A 16,465-nucleotide genomic window follows, 5' to 3' on the forward strand; every position below is an offset into this window, starting at 1 on the left:
GACGCATAGTTCGCCGGTCCCGGGTTTCCTGGGGCCGGCGAACTGCTATCTGAGCGGCGGATGCAGTTGGTAACGACTCGATACCGCCGGGTGTGTCGCATGGGGCTGCTGTTACTGGAGTTGCACAATGGATCGGTTCGGGTCCCGATCGACCAGAACTGAATACTTATGGCGAACTTTTCCACTGCACCCGGATCCCTGTTCGCCGGCTCCGAGCTGAGCCGGCGACGTTTTCTCGTGGGTTTGTCGGCCTCGGTGGTGGCCGGCGTGGGCCTGGCGCGGTGCGCTGTCGACGGACCGTCGGCGACGGTGGCCGCGGCGCCGCCTAAGGCTCCGAAGGAACCGGTACAGCGGGGCATGGGATTGGCCTTGCCGGGTGGCGGCGAGCTCAGCAGCCTGCCGGATGTGGCCGGTAACCGCGTGGCGATCACGCTCGACGACGGTGTGAGTTCCGAGGTGGTGCGCGCGTACACCAAGCTCGCGCGGGACACCGGGATGCGGCTCACCTATTTCGTCAACGGCCGGTACCAGTCGTGGACCGAGAATCGGGACCTGATGCTGCCGCTGGTGGAGTCGGGGCAGATTCAGTTGGGCAACCACACCTGGTCGCATCCGGACCTGGCGAAGCTCTCCAAGGACGAGATCGTCGACCAGCTCGAGCGCAACCACAAGTTCCTGCAGTCGACCTTCGGGGTCGACTCGCGTCCGTACTACCGGCCGCCCTATGGCAGCCACAACGCGATCGTCGATCGGATCGCGGCGGAGCTCGGCTACTCGACGCCGACGATGTGGACGGGATCGCTGGGCGACGAGAACATCGTCACCGAGGACTACATCCTCAAGATGGCGGGCAAGTACTTCACCGAGCAGACGGTCGTCATCGGCCACCTGAACCACCTACCGGTGACGCACGTTTACGGCCAGCTGGTCGACCTGCTGAAGGAACGCAATCTGCGGACCGTCACGCTCGACGACGTGTTTCGGAAGCCGCGCGAACTTCCCGTCTGATTCGCCCGCGTGACGTAGCTCATATTGTCTCGTGGGTCACTTGGTCGGCGCCTCACCCTCTTAAATTAAGAGGGTTTTAAGGGTTTCTCCTGCACCAGGAATCACACCAGTCACATCCGACGCGCCGCTGTTACTTTCGGCGCGCCTCCAAAGGTTTGCCGATGGCCGGCGTTGTAATGAAAACGCGAGGGCCGTGCGATAGTCTGGCCCCACGGTGCAACCAATCGCCGACCGCAGGAGTGATCACCGTGTACAACAACCCGCTTTCACGTTCACGCATGGGACGTATTGCCTGGTCCTTGTTCCGTCACCCGGTCAAGAGCCGCGAGTTCCCGGCCAAGAACGAGCGCCTGGTCACCGCCGCGGACATGGTCCGCTTCGGCGTCTAGCGCCTGATCGACTGCCGCAGCCGGCCGTATTCGGCGGTAACGTCAGCTGATTTGCTGATCGTTATTGATTTGTGACCTCCGCGATAATTAAGAACGCACGCCCGCCCGGAACCGAATTCTCGGCTCCGGGCGGTTGCCGTATCTCAGGCCGTCAGTAACCCGGAGTCCCGGATGGCTTCGGCCAATGGCTCCAGCACGGCCGGGTCGTGCGGTTGCGGGATGTAGATGATCGCCAGGTCCAGCCCTTCGGCACCCAGGCCCGCGGCCTCGTCGACGACCTTGCGGTAGTCCCGGTCCTGGCCGAGCCGAACGTGCGCCGACAGGGTGATCCCATTGGGATCGCGTCCGATGTCGGCACAATGCGCCGCGAGCACGTCGCGCTTGCGGGCAAACTCCTCCGGCGTCCCGCCGACAAAATTCCAGTGATCGGCGTACTTGGCGGTGATCTTCAGGGTGCGCTTCTCGCCGCTACCGCCGATGCAGAACGGCGGATGCGGCTGTTGCGGGCCCTTCGGCTCGTTGCGGGCGTCCTTCAACTGATAGAACTTGCCGTCGAAGGTCGTGGTGTCCTGGCTGAGTAGGCCTTTGAGCACCTCGCAGGCCTCTTCGAAGCGGTCGAACCGCTCCTTGATGGAGCCCAACTCGATGCCGTAGGCGCCGGACTCCTCTTCGTTCCAGCCGGCGCCGATACCCAGCTCGAGCCGGCCGTTCGACACGATGTCCAGCGCGGACGCCATGTTGGCCAGCACTGCCGGGTGCCGATAGTGGATGCCGGTGACCAGAACGCCGACCCGCAGCCGCTTGGTGGCCTGCGCCAGCGCGGTCAGCGTGACCCAGCCCTCCAGGCATGGGCCGGTCGAGTCGGAGAAGATCGGATAGTAGTGGTCGAAGGTCCAGCCGGACTCGAAAGCGTCGATATCGTCGGCGGCCTGCCAAACGGCGAGCATGTCCGACCAGGTGGTGTCTTGCGGTGAGGTTTTGAAGGCGAATCGCACGCTTATTGAAACTAGTCACGACCGGCTCCTAATTCCTGTGAGTTTTCTCGAAGCATTGGCAGACTGGACGCCATGGACCCGGTGGCCGCGCTGCGGGAGATCGCCTTCTACAAAGACCGCGCGCGTGAGGAGTCCCGTCGCGTCATGGCCTATCGCAAAGCCGCGGACGTCGTGGAGGCGCTGACACCCGAACACCGCGAGAAGCTGGGCCGGACCAACAGCTGGCAGACACTCGCCGGCGTCGGACCCAAGACCGCCGCCGTGATCGCCCAGGCCTGGGCCGGTCGTGAGCCCGACGCGCTGGTCCAACTTCGCACGGCGGCAGCCGATTTGGGTGGGAGAGAACTGCGCGCGGCGCTGAAAGGCGATCTGCACCTGCACTCCAACTGGTCTGACGGCGGGGCACCCATCAGCGAAATGATGGCCACCGCACAGCGTTTGGGCCACGAGTACTGCGCGCTCACCGACCACTCGCCGCGGTTGACGGTCGCGAACGGCCTCAGCGCGGACCGGCTCCGTCAACAGCTGGACGTCATCGACGAAATCCGTGACCGGTTCGCGCCGATGCGGATCCTCACCGGTATCGAGGTCGACATCCTCGAAGACGGCTCGCTGGATCAGGAACCCGAACTGTTGGAGCGGCTGGACGTCGTGGTGGCCAGCGTGCACTCCAAGCTGTCGATGGACGCCGCCGCGATGACCCGGCGCATGGTGCGCGCGGTGTCCGGCGGTCAAGCCAACGTGTTGGGCCACTGCACGGGCCGCCTGGTCGAAGGCTCCCGCGGCACCCGGCCGGAATCGAAGTTCGACGCGGCGGCGGTGTTCGCGGCATGCGCCGCCAATGATGTTGCGGTGGAGATCAATTCGCGCCCCGAACGGCGCGACCCCCCGACCCGGCTGCTGAACCTGGCCCTGGACACGGGGTGTCTGTTCTCGATCGACACCGACGCGCATGCGCCCGGCCAGCTGGACTTCCTCGGCTACGGGGCGCAGCGGGCACTGGATGCCGACGTGCCGCCGGAGCGGATCGTCAACACCTGGCCGGTCGAGCGACTGCTGTCGTGGGCCGGCGCGTAGCGTCGGGCCCATGGTTCTCGGTACGGCGACCGCCGTCACGCTTTTCGCCGCCGGCCTGATCTTCCTGCTGGCGCTGGTTCTCGGCATCTGGAAGTACCGGCAGATGGCCGTCAATCCGGACCATCTGGCGCATCCCTACGTGGACATCGCGCACCGGGCCGCGCTGATGTACTCGTTCGCCACCCTGCTGGTCGCGGTGTTCGTGCAGCTCAGTGCCTGGCCGGCGTGGGTGAACCTCACGGCCGCAATGGTTTTGGTGTTCTTCTTCGTCGTCGCGATCGCCGCGTACATCCAGCATGGGTTTCGCCAGGACACCACCAACCAGTTCGAGCACCCCAGCGGCAGCCTGCACGCCGGGATGCTGGCGCTGATCCTCGGCGAGGTCGGTGGATTTCTCGTGCTGCTGGCGGGTTTCGTGGTTGCGCAACTGTGAGCCGAGGGAGTTTCAGCATGGATGGTCGATCTACGACGCGTTGGTTCGCCGCACTGGCCGCCGCGGGCCTGCTGACGTCGTGCTCCTTCCACATCGGCACCGGGGCCGCCACCATGCCGAAAGACAAGTTGGAGACGGCGGTAAAGAGCAAGCTGAGCACCAAGACCACGTCGACCATCGATTCGGTGGTCTGCGACGGTGGCCTCGAGGCGAAGGTGGGAGCAGCTCAGACGTGCACCGTTGTCACCGGCAAGACGAGCCGTCGTGCGACGGTGAGGGCCGTGGACATCCGCGGGTCCGACATCGCCCTCAGCATCGAACTCATTCCCGGTAAGTGACGCTTCACGACGGCCTGCTGCAGCTGAACAGCCCGGCGCGCCCGTGGCTGATCCGGGACGGCGCTGCCGACGGTGTCGACCTGGTGGCGGAGTGGAAGTCCGATGACCCGGACTGGCGGCAAGTGCTCGAAGACCTTGCGGTGGTGCTGACTTTCCAGATTCACCTGAGGCTCGATGGCGAGCGGCGGGAGGTGCACGCGGTGGACCACGTGGTCGAATGGCGGCACGATGCCGAAGGGTCGATCACCATGGCGTCGATGCCCCAAGGCGGATCCGTGCGTCAGGATTCGCCGCGCAAATAGCGTGAACGGGCCTGCGCTTCGGCCGCCGCGGCCTGATCTGGCGTCGGTAGGTTCATGTGCTGGTCGACGTAGTCACGGGCGGCCTGTGCATCGACACCCTGATGCGAAAGCATGCCCTCGATCAAAGTTCGTTGCTGTGCCCGGCCTTTCATACAGACTAGCTTGGCGGTAGCGATAATCTCTTGCGCGAGTTGCCATTCGGGAATGCGTGGCATCTCCCGCGAGAGTTCGACGCGCCGCAGCCATCCACTGATTGTTGCAGTTGCGCTGACCGTACTTGCAGCGTTGGTCACGGTGACGGTGAGTGTCAGTGGTGCGGTTGGTTCGTCATGGACGGCTCGAAAATGGTCGTCGTTATCAGTTGCCGGGAACCAGGGTTCGAAGTCGCCAGAGGTGCCTGCATCATCGAACTCATCCTCAGGATCGTCCCACGAATCATCGGGCAATGCGGCTCCTCTCGCTCGTTCAGACTAGCAGCGTCAAATGGGCGGCAGGGCGTTGAAAATTGGTGCGGATCGATCAGATCAACGTGGGTTAGGGTGGGTTCAGGGGAGAATGTCGACGCAGGTGAGGACTGTACAGGGGGTGGCGATGGCCGAGTTGCGAGTTGATTCGGAGGACCTCAACAGGTCAGGTGCTGAGATCGCAAGTATTGCTGCGGAGGTCAGGGCATCGCTTGCGAACAGCGATACCGAGATTGCATCTGCGCGGTCTGGCTGGGCGGGTACTTCGGCAGAAGCGTTGGCCTCCCTGGCTGCCGAATTTCAAGCGGCGACCAACACGCATTCGCAGGACCTTGAAGAGCATGGCACGAAATTCACCGGCGCAGCAAAGAGGTACGCGGAGACCGATGAGTCGGGGGCGACGTCGGTGCACAAGGCAGCTGAGGCCATCTCTAGCGGTAACGATGGTTTTGATCTGGACGTCCAATTCACTCGGGCTAACCTCGCGCCACCAGCGGGGGCGGGCATCGGTGGCCCTACGAATGATGGCATTTGCCCCATGCCTGTTGTCACAACACCCGCGTGCACGGCCACCTGTACCACCCCCGCCTGCATACCGACGGCCAATTGCTGACGTGTGATGACAGGGTCAGAGCGCCCGCCGTCGATTCGATGACTGAATGATCGACGAAGCTCCGCCTAGAGCATCCTCCTTGGTTCAATGGCCGCTTGGCGACGTGGTGACAATTCGGTGCTCCATGGGAACAGTCAGCGCGTATCCCGATCACGTTTGTGAGTGGGGAGATATCGAAGCCATCGCGTGGCTGTGGTCGCGCGCAACTATCCGGGAAGCGGTACAGCTTGCCAGTCCGTCGCTGGTGGCTCAGATAGAGAAACTATTGGCCACACCGGACGCTGACGCTCCGCTGAAGAGACGGAAGCGTCTGCATAGAGGCTTGTTGAAGTACGCCCTCCGAATGAGTACTAGGTGCACGCCCTTCGGTGTATTCGCCGGTGTGGCCGTGCTGCCGGTCGGCGACGACGAACTGAAATTCGGCGATGCTCACGTCCGGCACGTTCGGGCAACCGGTGCGGTTACCAGGCGTCTGGTGGAGCAGACGCGGATGTTGCCGCAGGCTCGGCTGTATCCCAATCCTTCGTTGAGTGAACGAGCCGGTCGGCTGGTGGTCAGCGTCATGCGCGGCTCTGATGACACCCATACACGGGCTTCGATCAGGGCCACTGGTCCCGCGCGGTTGGCTGTCGCGACCGCTTCGGGTACAGCGACACGGGAGGACATCGAGCTGCGAGTGTCTGCCGTGTACTCTGCCGCCGATTCGGAGAAAGTGCGTCAGCTGGTCACTGATCTACTGGACGCCGAGGTGCTGCTCTGTGAGGCTGAGCACTCGGCATTCGACGGTGATCCGCTGGCACGGGTGCCGGACGAGGTCGAGGGCGTCGCGGAGATCCGTGAGGCCGTCGCTCAGTATGCCGATTCGTCTGATCCGGTTGGGGACGGCAGTCTGAGTGCGCTCCTGCGATTGTGCGCCGCCGGTGATGTCCAGCGGGACATCCATGTGGACCTGGAGCTCGACGTATCCGGACGCGTGCCGATGTCGGTCATCGATGCGGCGCAGGCCGCCGTTCGGGTTCTGACCGCGACGATGGCGCACCTACCGGCGAACCCAGCGCTCGGAGAGTTCAGTGCGACATTCACCGAGCGATACGGGCAGACGCTGGTGCCGTTCCTGACCGCCATCGATGAGGAACTCGGAATCGGATTCCCCCGTGCATACGAGCCCGAACTGCCACTGGGTCATGTGCCGACCAAGCCCGATGGCGCCGCAGTCGAGCGGCGTAGGGATTTCATTTCGTCCGTGCTGCTGGCGAGCATGACCGGTGGATTGGATGTCGTCGAGCTCACTGATTCTGACCTGGCGGGCTTCCCAGAACCGGACAATCTCCCCAGCAGTTTCGACATCATGCTGCGGCTTCATCGAGACCAGGAGGACCTGCAGGCGACTGTTATCGGGGTTGCAATGCCGGGTGGGTCTGCCCTCGGGCGCTTCACTGCTGTCATGCCGCAGGCGCGAGATTGTGCCCAGCGGTGGGTGGACTTCGATGGAGACTGGTGGGCGAACAAAACGGGCGGACGAGGAATTCTCTGCGGTATCGACTACATCGCCGGCGCCGACATGATCAACGAGGTCTCCGCCACTGCACAGCTGTATCCGGTCACATTGGCGCTCAACGCGCGTCCGCCGAGCCCCGCCGGCCGGTTGCTCACACTGGCTGATATCTACCTCGGCATCGCGGAGGGACAAATGTGCATCGTGCTCGCCGACGGTACGCCGGTCAGCGTGCGTCAGTTGAACATGGCCACTATCCGTGCCTCGTCGAAAGCAATCCGGTTATTGCGAGAGATATCTGATGCGCAGACCCAGCATCCGTTTTGGTCCTGGGGTGAGGCCGAGGCGGCCATGAACAAACTCCCCGAGGTCCGGTATCGGGGTGTCACCCTCGTCGAGCAGAAATGGCGCTATCCGTCGACCGAAGGCCGCTCTGTAGTCGAGTTGAGGGAATGGCTTATCGCTGCTGGAATCAGCCGCTACATCCGGGTGGGGCCGCACGACAACCTGCTTCACCTCGATACCCAGAACCCGGTGCATGTGGACCTATTGCTGAGTGAGATCACTGCCGGCAACAGGTGGTTGATCCGTGCTCCGAGTCCGGACCAGATGGGCGTCGTTCGCGATCAGGCGATGGCGATGCACCCCGCCGAGGTGGTTGTTACCGTTGCCGCGCCGCATTCGAAACATGTTGAACCAAGCCTGGACAGCCACCCGCTGCATAATCCCGCAGACGACAATTGCCGACTGTTGGTCCCAGGGGGAGCATGGACCGCGTTCGCCATATCGGCTGGGGGTGGTTCCCACGACCGGAGCCTGCGGGATTTCGCTGATTGCTTTCCCGACCTCGCTGGTGAGTGGTATTTCGTACGGTATCGGCAAGACGGCCGAGACCAGTTGCGGTTGCGCGTGCACCGCCCCGTTGCCGAAGTCTCCGACGTGTTGGCCTGGCTGGCCGAGGCTCGACTGTCGGGGCGCATCGGTGACTATTCGATACCGACATACCACCGCGAGCTCGAACGTTACGGCGGGCCGCGCAGCTTTCCCTGCTATGAGCGATTGTTCTGCTGTGAGACAGCGTATCTCGTCAACAGGCTGCCGATCGTTGGCGCAGACTCGGGGATGTCACGCTTCAGACCGGGCATTGAGGCGGCGGCCGGGGTTCTGGCCCAATGGTTCGACGCTCTTGATCCGGGCCACGTCAATGTCGACGAGGTGATCGACTTCGCTGTCGAGGGATACTGCAGTGAGCTGGGTGCGCGCGTGCATGCAGTCAAAGCTGCTCTGCGCCAACAGCACTTGAGTTTGGATGTGGATAGCGACTTCGTCGCTGTGCTGCGGAAGTTTTGGAGCGACCCTGCCCAGCATTCGGCCGTTGTCACCCCCGCGGTGCTGCAAAGCGCGAGTCACCTCCTGTGTAACCGGTTGGGGATGAGTCGCCAGGAGGAGTTCGCCGCCCTGTGGATGGTGAGAACCGAACGAAACCGCTGTCGGCGGCGACATGACGAACCCTGATCACCGGGCGTTGCCTGCGCTTTCGGCTGCAGCTGAGGCTGGCATCGCCTTGGGCTGGGACATCATGGACCGCTGCCGCGCCCATACTGACATTGCTGAAGCAACTAACCTGCGGCTCGCCTCCGGTCATGCCATTGAATGGGACGCGGCCGCCATCGGGCACGGCGACCTCGGGGTCGCGATGGCATTTTCCGTGGCTGACCAGCTAGATCCTGACGGCGGATGGGACCAAATCGCTCGTACCCACCTCGCAAAAGCCGCCCACCGCCTGCAACAGAACCCATCGCCAGGTCTCGGTCTCTTCGCTGGCGCCGGTGGGCTCGCATTCGCTTTGCGTGCACATTCTCGTAAGGGGCAGCGCTATCAAGCAGCGACGACCAACACGGACCTCCTGCTGGTGAAGGCACTCGATGACGCGGTCGAGAATATCGATATCGAAAGTGGTTCGGCCACCTCATTTTATGACGTGGTGTCGGGTATCGCGGGCGCCGTTACCTATGCCTTCACTACTGAGGCGGGGACAGGGGCGCTCGGGCCGAGCGCGTTGCGAGCCATCAACGTGCTTGCTGAACTTGCATTGGCCGACGGACCGGGCGGGTTGTGGACGCCCGGGGACAAGCTGAACGAGTACGAGCGTGAATGGTCCGCGCAGTCGCGGAGCGGTCAGCTCAACTGCGGCTTCGCCCACGGTATTGCCGGCGTGCTGAACGTGCTGAGTCAGGCGTGTGATCGTGGTTGGGGATCGTCCGCGGTTGCGGACGCGACTGAGCATCTGGCCGAAATATTGCTGAACGCATCGGACCGCGACGGAGAACTGCGCGTTCCGCGTGTTCTTCCCTCGAGTGCAACTGCGCCGACGGTGCCACAACGCTATGCATGGTGCTATGGCAACCTCGGTGCCGCCCTTCCGTTCTACAACAGCACAACCCTGCGTAGGAAATATCCCGGTGTGGTTCCGCGATTGCTGGACACAACTACCTGTGGTGGTAAGGATCTCCACGACGGAGATTCGTCGTTATGTCATGGACAAGCCGGCCAGCTGGTGCTCGAACGAATTGTGCTGGGCGAGAACACGCTTGACCGAAATGTTGCTGCGATGCTCCGACTGAAGAACCCGCGACGCGCATTCCTGCTCGACTGTGGCCCGACAAGCGCGCATCTGGACTCGCCGGGTTTTCTGATTGGCTCGGGTGGCGCGGCCGCGGCCTTGCTTTCGCTGCTGATGCCTGCCGACAGCATGGACTTCACCCGGATGCTGACCGGCTCCTGGATTCATTGGTGATCGAGTGCGTCAGGTGGTAGATGGCCTGAATTTGGTGCCTGGCGAGTGGACATGGTGCGGTTATGCTGAGTTGATCGCAGGTCTGACGGTTTGGCGGCGATCGGCGTGGCATGCAATATCTGGGGGTGGTATTCGATGAGTTTATCGATAGCGGATATCGACAGGTGGAGTCCTGAGGCGATCACAGCGGTCGGCGCTGCGGCTACGGCCAGAGCGAAGGTGGCGTCACAGGCAGGTTCGCGATTGAAGAACCTGCCAGTATTTGACAGTTGGCAGGGCGAGGGCGCCAAAGCGGCACAAGCGCGGACGTATGCGCTCGCGGCTGGATTGGAACGGCACGGTCAGGCCGCGTCAGCTGTGGCGGTAGCCACCGCTATCGCTGCGAACGAGGTCAGGCAGGTGAAAACCCAGCTAGTTGAGCTGAGGTCGGTTCTTGGGCAGTACGGCATCACAGTTGATGCGAATGGTAGCCGTGCGGTTCCACCAACAAACTTGTCATCGCTGCCTGCTGCGACTCGCCGGATGGTGCAAGACACGACCACAACGGGCCAGCAGAGTCTGGATCGGCTTCGACAGGCGGCGGATACGGCAGACTCGCACCTCGCCGCCGCCCTGAAGACCAAGAGCGCCGATTTTGATCTGGATACCCAGTATTCACGCGCCCAGGGTCTTCGAGAACCGGTACCTGCCGGCTTTACGACCACTGATTGCATAAACGCTACCTTGACTGTTATTCAGATCACGATTGCGACCTACACAATACACGGTGGCGGAGGTTCCAATGGGAAGCATTGCAAGTAAGACGCGAGTCGCAGATATGCCCATCGCGACAATGATCGATGGCATGTGATCATGCTCGAATATTGGTGGATGTTGCCGGTCCTGCTATCGACACTTCTGGTTGCGCTTCTAATTCGACGATTGAATACCGAAACGAGTCAAAAGCTTCTATTGGCGACAATATGTGCGACCATCCTGGTCCTGCCGGCCGCGCATTTGCCTTTTGCATATGCCGTAGCGGCAATAACGGTGGTCAATCTGTTGATACTGTTCCGGAGATCCGGCAAGTTTGGCGCCTCGTCAAGGCAAATGAACCCGTGAATCGGGCGGATATGCGGACACCGACCTGACCGCGACGAAAAAGGGCTCTGCATTCTGGTTTGGTTCATGCCGTGATCATGCACTTGGGCCATGACATCGACGTCAGTCCGGCAGCATCGGCATCTCCCAGCCAGGATCGGTGCCGACAAGCACCCCGCGCGTCAGGCAGGCATTGCCGAACTTCTGACGCACCAGGTCGACGGCGCAGTCCACCGCGGCGGTGTCCGGCTCACCGTCGAACGGCAGCTCGAGTTGCTCGGTGCCGGCATTGTCGACGTTCGACACCGAGAAACCCACCAGGGTCAACCCGCGCTCGGCGATCATCGGCCCTGCCTCGGCCACCAATCCACGTGCGGCCGTGAGGATTTCCTCGGTCGACGCGGTGGCGCGGCGCATGGTGTGCGAGCGCGTGGCGCGACTGTAGTCGTCGAATCGTAGCCGCAGGATCACCGTACGGCCGGTCCGTCCGCTGCTGCGCATGCGGCGGGTGATGCGGTCGACCAGGTTGATCACCATGGCGTCGATGTCGTTGTCGGACATCGAGTTTCCGCGCCTGCCGACAGCGCGCTGGGCGCCGACCGATCGCCGCCGGACGCCCGTAGTCACCCGCCTGCGGTCGATGTTGTGCGACAGTGCGAACAGTTGACGCCCCATGGCCGCGCCCACCATGGCGCCCAGTTCGGACTCGGTCAGGGCCGCGACATCGGCTACGGTCTCGACGCCGTGTGTGCGGAGTTTGTCCGCGGTCTTGGCGCCGACGCCCCAAAGGTGTTGCACCGGAAGTGGATGCAGAAATGCCAGCTCGCGGTCCGGCGGGACCAGCAGGAGCCCGTCGGGCTTGGCTTCGCGGCTCGCCACCTTGGCCAGGAATTTGGTGCGGGCGATACCGACCGTGATGGGCAAGCCGACGCGCTCGCGCACCGCGTCCCGAAGCGCCGCGCCGATCTCTACCGGGGTGCCCGACACCCGGCCGAGGCCGCTGACGTCGAGGAAGGCTTCGTCGACCGACAGTGGCTCGACAAGCGGCGTGGTGTCATGAAAGACCTCGAACACCGCCTTGCTGGCTGCCGAGTACGCGGACATCCGCGGCGGTACGACGATGGCCTGCGGGCACAGGTTGCGGGCCTGGTGTCCACCCATCGCGGTGCGCACGCCGAAGGCCTTGGCCTCATAGCTGGCGGCGAGCACCACGCCGGCGCCGACGATCACGGGCCGGCGGCGCAACGAGGGATCGTCACGCTGCTCGACCGAGGCATAGAACGAGTCGAGGTCGGCATGCAGGATGGCTGCCCCGGTGTGCGCTTGGACGTCCGACACGATCCAAGTTTCGCACAGACGTTCGATGCGCGAAAGGTCAGGCGCCGTAGATGCTGGTCAGCCAGATGTGGGTGAGGGTGTCCACGACGTCGTCGTGGGCGACGGCCCCGGGCTCGCCGGCCAGCGTCGCCATGATCATGCGCTCGTTCATCAGGTTCAGCGAAGTTGCCAGGTCCCGGGCGGGCAGCGTCTGAGGCGCGGCGCCGCGCGAGCGTTCCGCGGTGATCAGGGCGGCGGTCAGGTTGATCCACTTCTGCATGAGGCCGGCCCAGACCTCGTGGAACTCGGGAACTGTTCTGACGGCCTCGACGCCGGCTCGGGCGGTGGCCGGGTGGGAGCCGAACGAGCTGAAGAAGATCTCGATGCCGTGCCGGATGGCCTCTTTGGGGTCGGCCGGCATGTCTTCGAGTGCGCCGTCGAAGCCGGTGTCGGCGCGCTTGATCAGCGGATCGAGCAGCGACAGCAGGACTGCTTCCTTCGATGCGAAGTAGAAGTAGAACGTCGGTCGCGAGATGCCGGCCCCTTTGGCCAGGTCATCGACGGAAATCGCGGAGAAGGAGCGCTGCTGCAGCAGGGTGGTCGCGGTGGCCAGGATCGCCGCTTCGCGGTCGTCGCCGGAGGGTCGAGTCGCGCGTCGGCCCCGGGGTGTCCGGGTCTGTGCGGCGGTACTCACGCAGCTGAGCCTAACAGTTCGTCGAGTTTTTCAACACACCGTTGACCGACTCAACACTGTGTTGATACCGTCGGTACCATGATCGAACACTTCGATGTTGTCATCGTCGGTGCCGGCATCTCCGGCATCAGCACCGCCTGGCACCTCCAGGACCGCTGCCCCACCAAGAGCTACGTGATCCTCGAGCGCCGGGAGAACATCGGTGGCACCTGGGACCTGTTCAAGTACCCGGGCATCCGCTCGGACTCCGACATGTTCACCCTCGGCTTCCGGTTCAAGCCGTGGGCGTCGGCGAAGTCGATCGCCGACGGCCAGCACATCTGGGACTACATCAACGAGGCGGCCGACGAGAACGGCATCCGCCAGCACATCCGGACCGGCCAGCGCGTCACCTCGGTGGACTGGTCCGACGCCGACAACCGCTGGACCATCGACATCGAGGTCGCCGGTGAAGCGAAGCAGATCACCGCATCGTTCCTGTCGGTGTGTAGCGGCTACTACAACTACGACGAGGGCTACTCGCCCGAGTTCCCGGGTGCGGCCGACTTCAAGGGCCAGATCATCCACCCGCAGCACTGGCCCGAGGACCTGGATTACACCGGCAAGAACGTCGTCGTGATCGGTTCCGGCGCAACGGCCGTCACACTGATCCCGTCGCTGGTGAACGGCGGCGCCGGCCACGTGACCATGCTGCAGCGCTCGCCCACCTACATCGGCGCGCTGCCGCTGGAGGACCCGATTGCCAAACAGACCAACAAGTACCTGCCGAAGCACCTGGCGCACTTCACGAACCGCTGGAAGCAGATCGGCTACAGCACCGTGCAGTATCAACTCGCCCGCAAGTTCCCGGCGGTGTTCAAGAAGGCGCTGCGCCAGATGGCCGAGCGTCGACTGCCGGAAGGCTTCGACTACGACAAGCACTTCAGCCCGCGCTACAACCCGTGGGACGAGCGAGTTTGCTTGGCGCCCAATGGCGATCTGTTCAAGGCCATCCGTTCGGGCAAGGCGGGCGTCGTCACCGACACCATCGAGACCTTCACCGAGGACGGCATCAAGCTGAGCTCCGGCGAGGTCCTGCAGGCCGACATCATCGTCACCGCAACGGGTTTGAACATGCAGCTGTTCGGTGGCGCCGTCGCCCACCGCAACGGTGAGCCCATCGACCTGCCCTCGAGCATGACCTACAAGGGCCTCATGCTCTCGGGTGTGCCGAACATGGCGATCACCTTCGGGTACACCAACGCGTCCTGGACGCTCAAGGCCGACCTGGTTTCCGAGTTCATCTGCCGCGTGCTGAACTACATGGACGCCAACGGTTTTGACCGCGTCGAGCCGCAGCACCCGGGTGGCAGCGTGGACGAGCTGCCGTTCATGGACTTCACCCCCGGCTACTTCAAGCGGGCCATGGACAGCCTGCCCAAGTCGGGTTCGGAAGCGCCGTGGAAGCTCAAGCAGAACTACTTCTTCGACATGCGGACCATCCGGTACGGCAAGGTCGACGAGCAGGCTCTGCAGTTCACGAAACACCGGGTTGCCGTGAACGCCTAGTTCTCTGTCCGATAATCGCGAAAACCCCCAAAATCAAAGGATTTTGGGGGTTTTCGCGTGCGCTCGCCGGGCGATACCGGTCGGAATGTCCGCGTTGCAGGCAGTTTGGTGTCGAGGGTGCGCGCAGATCGTCAGATCCGCGATTGAGACGCGCTGACGGCACAGTCGCGAGCCGCCTGCTGAGCGCTTGGCGAGCAAAGTCGGCGGGGTGGTGATCCTGCGCTGACGCCCACAAAATGCAACTAGCGAAGACCCTGGACGCCGGACCAATGTGAGGTCAGTAGCGCGTCACGGTGTAACGACGACGATGCCGTCCTCGTCGCAATAGGCGATGTCGCCGGGGACGAAGGTGACGCCGCCGAAGGTCACCTCGACGTCGCGCTCACCCGCGCCGGTCTTGGTGCCCTTGCGGGGGTTGGTGCCCAGCGCCTTGATACCGACGTCGATGGTGCGCAGCGTCGACGCGTCGCGCACCGGTCCGTTGACGATGACGCCCGACCAGCCGTTGTCGTGGGCGAGGCCGGCGATGATGTCGCCGACGAGTGCGGTGTGCATCGAGCCGTCGCCGTCGACCACCAGGACGCCGCCGTCGCCCGGCGTCGACAGGATCGACTTGAGCAGCGCGTTGTCCTGGAAGCACTTCACCGTGGTGATCGGGCCGGCGAACATGGTCCGACCGCCGTAGTTCTGCAACTGCAGATCGCAGCTACGGACGTCGGGATAGATCTCGTCGACGAGGTCGGCGGTGGCGCGGGGTTCGATGGTCACCCGCCGATTATCTCAGGGGCGATGTCAGTCCGTGGCGCGGCGTCGGGCCAGCAGTACGACGAGCAGGGCCAGGACGCCCGCAGCGATCACCGCGGCCACCGGCACCGGCGAGCGTTGCGGAACGGGCGGAGCCAGGTTGAGCACGGGCAGCGGTGCGGGCGCCGGGGCCTCAGGAGTCGAGGGTGGGGGAGCGGGGGTCTCGGGAGCCGGGGCCGCTGGTGGGGCGACCTTCGGCGGCGCCTTCTTCGCGGGCGCCTTCTTGGCCGGGGCGGTGGTGGCGGCCTTCTTGGCGGGCGTCTTCTTCGCGGGCGCCTTTTTCACTGCGGCCTTCTTGGCCGGAGCCTTTTTCGCCGGAGCCTTTTTGGCGGGCGCCTTTTTGGCAGGTGCCTTCTCGGCCGGCGTCTCTTTCGCGGGTACGCCGGGTAGCGACTCGTCCGGGGAATTCTGCTCGTCTGCCATGCGAATGCTCCTCCGGGCGGTTATGCCACTCCGAGGCGGGCCAGAACGTCTGCGTCGATGCCGTCGAGCTGGCTCTCGATCGCTGCGTGCGCGGTCCGCCGCTGCGGGGCGGGCATGTTCTCCGCTGCCGTCACTGCCGCGGACAGGTCGGCCAGCTTGCCCGACAGTGTCGTCACGAACTGCTTGGTCTCGGCATCCTTGGGCTTGTTCTCGGCCACCTGGCGCAGCGAGCGCTCGGCGCCCGCGATGCGGGCGGACAACACGCCGCCGGCGCCGGAGAACTGCCCGATCTGGCTCAGCGGCACACCCAGCTGGTCCGCGCGGCGTTGGTCGATGACGCCGCGCGCGGCAATCGCGGCCCGGTACGCCACCGGAACGACAACAGGGGCGAGGATTCGCGACACCATCAACAGCCGGCGAATCTTGGTCGGCGACAGCAGCTTGCCCTCACGGACCGCCTGCAGCTGGGTCTCAGCAACCTTGAGTGCCATCTTGTCGCCGTCCCGCTGGGCTTTGACGCCGGCCCGGTCCCGCTTCGTTTGCCGACGGCCGTCCGCTTTGATGCGCCGGGCCTCGTTCTTGGCGGACAGCCGTGCCTCGAGTTTTGCCTTCGCCTTGATCGCTTTCGCCTCGGCGCGACGGGTTGCCCGGCTCTTGCGTCGCTTGAACAGGCCCATTCCGGCTGACC

The 16,465-nt window shown here is 63.9% G+C and carries 17 protein-coding genes; 10 read left to right on the forward strand and 7 right to left on the reverse strand.

Going from position 1 to position 16,465, the window contains the following annotated elements; translation table 11 throughout:
- Window positions 1-216: 216 nt before the first annotated feature.
- Entirely contained in the window at window positions 217-1,008 is a 792-nt protein-coding gene (locus G6N46_RS19340; RefSeq protein ID WP_135355618.1) for a polysaccharide deacetylase family protein, read from the forward strand.
- 532 nt (window positions 1,009-1,540) lie between these two features.
- On the opposite strand, the gene G6N46_RS19345 is transcribed toward G6N46_RS19340, so the two are convergent.
- The gene (locus G6N46_RS19345) at window positions 1,541-2,392 is read right to left on the reverse strand and encodes an LLM class F420-dependent oxidoreductase (RefSeq protein ID WP_135355605.1); all 852 of its coding nucleotides are present in this window, start codon (window positions 2,390-2,392) and stop codon (window positions 1,541-1,543) included.
- 72 nt (window positions 2,393-2,464) lie between these two features.
- Here G6N46_RS19345 and G6N46_RS19350 point away from each other — a divergent pair, with 72 nt between their 5' ends.
- The 4 genes from G6N46_RS19350 to G6N46_RS19365 are packed head-to-tail and all read left to right on the forward strand — an operon-like array spanning window position 2,465 to window position 4,542.
- Entirely contained in the window at window positions 2,465-3,469 is a 1,005-nt protein-coding gene (locus G6N46_RS19350) for a PHP domain-containing protein (RefSeq protein WP_135355604.1), read from the forward strand.
- 10 nt (window positions 3,470-3,479) lie between these two features.
- Window positions 3,480-3,902, forward strand: a complete 423-nt coding sequence (locus G6N46_RS19355; protein WP_135355603.1) for a hypothetical protein — start codon at window positions 3,480-3,482, stop codon at window positions 3,900-3,902.
- Window positions 3,903-3,919: 17 nt separating this feature from the next.
- The gene (locus G6N46_RS19360; protein ID WP_135355602.1) at window positions 3,920-4,240 is read left to right on the forward strand and encodes a DUF4333 domain-containing protein; all 321 of its coding nucleotides are present in this window, start codon (window positions 3,920-3,922) and stop codon (window positions 4,238-4,240) included.
- Window positions 4,237-4,542, forward strand: coding sequence for a hypothetical protein (locus G6N46_RS19365; RefSeq protein WP_135355601.1), 306 nt, complete (start codon window positions 4,237-4,239; stop codon window positions 4,540-4,542). The genes G6N46_RS19360 and G6N46_RS19365 overlap by 4 nt, the downstream gene beginning before the upstream one ends.
- On the opposite strand, the gene G6N46_RS19370 is transcribed toward G6N46_RS19365, so the two are convergent.
- Window positions 4,521-4,988 (reverse strand): hypothetical protein, encoded by a 468-nt coding sequence (locus G6N46_RS19370; RefSeq protein WP_135355600.1) that lies wholly within the window; start codon window positions 4,986-4,988, stop codon window positions 4,521-4,523. The two genes, G6N46_RS19365 and G6N46_RS19370, sit on opposite strands and share 22 nt — an antisense overlap.
- A gap of 145 nt (window positions 4,989-5,133) precedes the next feature.
- On the opposite strand from G6N46_RS19370, the gene G6N46_RS29095 reads away from it, so the two are divergent.
- The 4 genes from G6N46_RS29095 (at window position 5,134) to G6N46_RS28360 (ending at window position 10,712) form a co-directional block, all read left to right on the forward strand.
- Window positions 5,134-5,619 carry a WXG100 family type VII secretion target gene (locus tag G6N46_RS29095; RefSeq protein WP_407665197.1) on the forward strand — a complete coding sequence of 162 codons (486 nt, stop codon included), beginning with the start codon at window positions 5,134-5,136 and terminating at the stop codon, window positions 5,617-5,619.
- A gap of 124 nt (window positions 5,620-5,743) precedes the next feature.
- A complete protein-coding gene (locus tag G6N46_RS19380) occupies window positions 5,744-8,629 on the forward strand; it encodes a lantibiotic dehydratase (RefSeq protein ID WP_163692890.1) in 2,886 nt (961 codons plus the stop codon).
- Window positions 8,616-9,911, forward strand: a complete 1,296-nt coding sequence (locus G6N46_RS19385; protein ID WP_135355597.1) for a lanthionine synthetase LanC family protein — start codon at window positions 8,616-8,618, stop codon at window positions 9,909-9,911. Before G6N46_RS19380 ends, G6N46_RS19385 begins: the two co-directional genes overlap by 14 nt.
- A 243-nt stretch (window positions 9,912-10,154) precedes the next feature.
- Window positions 10,155-10,712: an Rv0964c family protein gene (locus tag G6N46_RS28360; RefSeq protein WP_174814069.1), complete on the forward strand. Its 558-nt coding sequence runs from the start codon at window positions 10,155-10,157 to the stop codon at window positions 10,710-10,712.
- Between the two features lie 402 nt (window positions 10,713-11,114).
- Here G6N46_RS28360 and dinB read toward each other — a convergent pair whose 3' ends face one another.
- Window positions 11,115-12,329: a DNA polymerase IV gene (gene dinB, locus G6N46_RS19395; protein ID WP_135355596.1), complete on the reverse strand. Its 1,215-nt coding sequence runs from the start codon at window positions 12,327-12,329 to the stop codon at window positions 11,115-11,117.
- Window positions 12,330-12,366: 37 nt separating this feature from the next.
- Entirely contained in the window at window positions 12,367-13,002 is a 636-nt protein-coding gene (locus G6N46_RS19400) for a TetR/AcrR family transcriptional regulator (protein ID WP_135355595.1), read from the reverse strand.
- Window positions 13,003-13,080: 78 nt separating this feature from the next.
- Between G6N46_RS19400 and G6N46_RS19405 the strand changes: the two genes are divergently transcribed.
- The gene (locus G6N46_RS19405; RefSeq protein ID WP_135355594.1) at window positions 13,081-14,550 is read left to right on the forward strand and encodes a flavin-containing monooxygenase; all 1,470 of its coding nucleotides are present in this window, start codon (window positions 13,081-13,083) and stop codon (window positions 14,548-14,550) included.
- Window positions 14,551-14,838: 288 nt separating this feature from the next.
- Here G6N46_RS19405 and rraA read toward each other — a convergent pair whose 3' ends face one another.
- From rraA to G6N46_RS19420, 3 genes are read right to left on the reverse strand one after another with little or no spacing between them, the layout of a single operon-like run.
- Entirely contained in the window at window positions 14,839-15,318 is a 480-nt protein-coding gene (rraA, locus tag G6N46_RS19410) for a ribonuclease E activity regulator RraA (RefSeq protein ID WP_138251141.1), read from the reverse strand.
- Between the two features lie 24 nt (window positions 15,319-15,342).
- Window positions 15,343-15,777: a hypothetical protein gene (locus tag G6N46_RS28420; RefSeq protein WP_179967692.1), complete on the reverse strand. Its 435-nt coding sequence runs from the start codon at window positions 15,775-15,777 to the stop codon at window positions 15,343-15,345.
- A 20-nt stretch (window positions 15,778-15,797) separates the two neighbouring features.
- Window positions 15,798-16,454 carry a DUF6474 family protein gene (locus G6N46_RS19420; protein ID WP_138251140.1) on the reverse strand — a complete coding sequence of 219 codons (657 nt, stop codon included), beginning with the start codon at window positions 16,452-16,454 and terminating at the stop codon, window positions 15,798-15,800.
- Window positions 16,455-16,465 lie beyond the last annotated feature (11 nt).

The organism is Mycolicibacterium phocaicum (assembly GCF_010731115.1).
Classification (GTDB): Bacteria; Actinomycetota; Actinomycetes; order Mycobacteriales; family Mycobacteriaceae; genus Mycobacterium; species Mycobacterium phocaicum.

Bases quoted from the DNA above. Each gene is read 5' to 3' on its own strand.
- G6N46_RS19350 (WP_135355604.1), top strand. From the start codon at position 2,465: ATGGACCCGGTGGCCGCGCTGCGGGAGATCGCCTTCTACAAAGACCGC.
- G6N46_RS19355 (WP_135355603.1), top strand. From the start codon at position 3,480: ATGGTTCTCGGTACGGCGACCGCCGTCACGCTTTTCGCCGCCGGCCTG.
- G6N46_RS19360 (WP_135355602.1), top strand. From the start codon at position 3,920: ATGGATGGTCGATCTACGACGCGTTGGTTCGCCGCACTGGCCGCCGCG.
- G6N46_RS29095 (WP_407665197.1), top strand. From the start codon at position 5,134: ATGGCCGAGTTGCGAGTTGATTCGGAGGACCTCAACAGGTCAGGTGCT.
- G6N46_RS19380 (WP_163692890.1), top strand. From the start codon at position 5,744: ATGGGAACAGTCAGCGCGTATCCCGATCACGTTTGTGAGTGGGGAGAT.
- G6N46_RS19385 (WP_135355597.1), top strand. From the start codon at position 8,616: ATGACGAACCCTGATCACCGGGCGTTGCCTGCGCTTTCGGCTGCAGCT.
- G6N46_RS19405 (WP_135355594.1), top strand. From the start codon at position 13,081: ATGATCGAACACTTCGATGTTGTCATCGTCGGTGCCGGCATCTCCGGC.
- G6N46_RS28420 (WP_179967692.1), bottom strand. From the start codon at position 15,777: ATGGCAGACGAGCAGAATTCCCCGGACGAGTCGCTACCCGGCGTACCC.
- G6N46_RS19420 (WP_138251140.1), bottom strand. From the start codon at position 16,454: ATGGGCCTGTTCAAGCGACGCAAGAGCCGGGCAACCCGTCGCGCCGAG.